This is a genomic window from Pseudoalteromonas sp. TAB23, assembly GCF_000498075.1.
Classification (GTDB): domain Bacteria; phylum Pseudomonadota; class Gammaproteobacteria; order Enterobacterales; family Alteromonadaceae; genus Pseudoalteromonas; species Pseudoalteromonas arctica.
Genome location: NZ_AUTP01000261.1, coordinates 1 through 1,841, shown reverse-complemented (window position 1 = coordinate 1,841; position 1,841 = coordinate 1). Strand labels below are relative to the sequence as shown.

The 1,841-nt window shown below is 49.3% G+C and carries 2 protein-coding genes; both read left to right on the top strand.

Features of this window, described 5'->3' with window-relative positions:
• The coding region (locus L654_RS1000000126990; protein WP_024608385.1) for an Ig-like domain-containing protein at positions 1-1,149 on the top strand (1,149 nt) is incomplete at its 5' end.
• A partial coding sequence (locus L654_RS1000000126985; RefSeq protein ID WP_225305762.1) for an Ig-like domain-containing protein occupies positions 1,086-1,841 on the top strand: 756 nt, incomplete at its 3' end. The genes L654_RS1000000126990 and L654_RS1000000126985, both read left to right, overlap by 64 nt.

Below are 1,841 nucleotides of genomic sequence, written 5' to 3'. Positions count from 1 at the left end.
AGTATCACCGATGATGCAGGCAACACCGGCGGCGCTACACAAACAGGCAACTTAGATACCTTAGCGCCGACACTGACGTTAGACACAGTAGGCGCAACCAACGACAGCACGCCAACAATTAGCGGGACATCGAACGCGCCAGCAGGCACGGTTATAACGATTAACGTCACGGATGCAAATAATACAGAAACGTTCACTGCAACAGTGCAAGCCGATGGCAGCTGGTCAGCGGATGTACCGAACGCGCTAACTGATGGTCCACTCACTATCGAAGCAAGCGTCAGTGACAGTGCAGGCAACACCACCACGTTAAGTGAAGGCGCAACATTAGATACCAACGCACCGAGTATTAATATTGATGCATTAATTGATACAAATGATACAACGCCGAATGTGAGCGGTACCAGCAGTGCAGCAAATGGCACTATTATCACCGTCAGTTTCACGGACAGTAATGACATAACAAACACGGTACAAACAACTGTTACAGACGGTATCTGGAGTGTTGAAGCTCCTGTTGACTTAGCTGAAGGCAGTTATGAAGTTGAAGCGAGTGTTACAGATGGAAGCGGCAATACAAGTACAGCAACAGAAAATGGCGTAGTGGATACGACCATTCCTAATATTGCCGTAAATGATGTAACCGTGACTGATGACACAACACCTACGATCACCGGCACAGCGAATGCGCCACAAGGCAGCACCGTGAGCGTTGAAATCACCGACAGTAATAATATTACTCATACCGTAACGACCACATTAGGGGTTAATGGCACATGGAGCGTAGCAGCCACGCAAGTACTGGCTGAAGGCACCTTTACACTGAGCGCCAGTGTGAGCGATGCCGCAGGCAACGAAGCCACTGCCACAGGCACTGGTGAAATAGATACCATTGCACCGACACTTGTACTTACCAGTCCAGGCTCAAGTAGTGACATCACCCCAACACTCAGCGGAACAAGCGATGCGGTTGAAGGCACGGTTATTAACTTCACCGTTGTGGATGATTTAGGTAGCTCACAAACGTTCACCACCACTGTGGATGCCGATGGCAACTTCTCTATAGAAGTACCGACTGCACTNATGTGGCAGGTAACAGCACCAACATTACAGGCAACGGCACCATTGATACCACAGCACCAAGTGTGAGTGTAGATGCGCCAGTATTAACAAATGACAGCACGCCAACAGTGACAGGCACCAGTGATGCACCTAATAGCACCATTACCGTTACGTTTACAGATGCAGCGAATGCTACTCAAAGCATTGATGTACAAACCGATGCTAATGGTAACTGGAGTGCGACACCAACAGGTACATTAGCTGAAGGTAATTACAGCGTCAGCGCCAGCATCACCGATGCCGCAGGCAACACAGGTACAGGTACATATACGGGCGAAGTAGACGTAACCCCGCCAGCACTTGCCTTTACACCAACGTTTGAGCTTGGTTTATTAATTACCCTAAGCGGCACCTCTGATTTGCCAGTAGGCAGTGAAATTACTATTACCGAGCAACTGGTAGGCGGTGGTATTGGTGCAACATATACCACTACAACAGATGCGGATGGCAACTGGTCATTAGTCGGATTAGATGTATCATTACTTGATGTTGGCTCAGTGATCGCAACAGCGACCGATGCCGCAGGTAATACCCGTACAATTAGCTCAGACGACTTTGATAATACACCACCGACACTCACTGTTGATGTTGCAGCACAAAGCGACAGCAACACGCCAATCATAAGCGGTACAAGTGATGCGGGCGAGGGGGCACAAGTGACTATCGTAGTGACCGACAGCGCAGGCAACCCGCAAACCATCACCGCCTTAGTGGATGCC